Genomic DNA, 483 nt, shown 5'->3' with positions numbered 1-483 from the left:
GATATCGACGTCGCGGAGGTTCACGACGCATTCACCGTCTGCGAGGCACTGCTGGCCGAGGCCGCCGAGTTCGCCCCCAAGGGTCGCGGAATCGAGACCGTCGAGGATCCCGAGGACCGATCGGCGGGCTGGACCGACGTCCAGATCAACACCAGCGGCGGACTGAAGGCCCGAGGGCACCCGATTGGGGCGACCGGGCTGTTGCAGGCGGTCGAAGCCTACGAACAGCTCACCGGACGGGCCGGAGAGCGGCAAGTGGCCGACGCCGACACCGCGCTGCTCATCAACGAAGGTGGCGTCGCAGACGCCCATACTGTGGCCCACGTTCTGACTGCACAATGACCGAAGAGAGTACTTCACCGATGACAGACACCAACTCCACGACGACAGGACCGCTCGTACCGGAAGACATCACCGCCGACTCGCCGTTCACGCTCCCCGGCTTCTTCGCCGCGTTGGCTGAGGACCGGTTGGTGGCCGCCC

At 66.3% G+C, this 483-nt stretch carries 1 protein-coding gene; it reads left to right on the top strand.

Annotated elements, in window-relative coordinates; translation table 11 throughout:
• The coding region (locus tag DEQ92_RS22260; protein WP_394338720.1) for a thiolase C-terminal domain-containing protein at positions 1-342 on the top strand (342 nt) is incomplete at its 5' end.
• Positions 343-483 lie beyond the last annotated feature (141 nt).

The sequence above is a fragment of the Haloferax sp. Atlit-6N genome (genome assembly GCF_003383195.1).
GTDB classification, from domain to species: domain Archaea; phylum Halobacteriota; class Halobacteria; order Halobacteriales; family Haloferacaceae; genus Haloferax; species Haloferax gibbonsii.
The sequence above is the reverse complement of the archived record's forward strand: the minus strand, read 5'-3'. Positions and strand labels throughout refer to the sequence as shown.